The sequence below is a fragment of the Seonamhaeicola maritimus genome (genome assembly GCF_008056315.1).
Lineage (GTDB): Bacteria > Bacteroidota > Bacteroidia > Flavobacteriales > Flavobacteriaceae > Seonamhaeicola > Seonamhaeicola maritimus.
On the sequence record NZ_VRKQ01000007.1, the window covers coordinates 1 to 248 of the forward strand.

Genomic DNA, 248 nt, shown 5'->3' on the forward strand with positions numbered 1-248 from the left:
AGAACGTATGGAGGTTTTAGTAGTTTACAGAAAAGCATTGCTCAAACTTCTAAAACAAGGTTATAATCCTTATCAAGATAACACCGAACTTCATAATAAGTTAAATGCTAAAAAAGAACCTGCCAAAAACGAAATAAAAACAAAGGTTGTTGAAGTTAGAAAGGAACCAGCTTCAGAGACGCCTAAAATGACCATAAAGCAAGCCTTTGATTTTGGACTAAAACTTAAAGAAAAACTTGTTAGTGAAC

General features: G+C 32.7%; 1 pseudogene. It reads left to right on the top strand.

What is annotated here, in order from left to right:
• Nucleotides 1-248 (top strand): annotated as a pseudogene (locus tag FUA22_RS18370) (hypothetical protein); the annotation flags it as partial.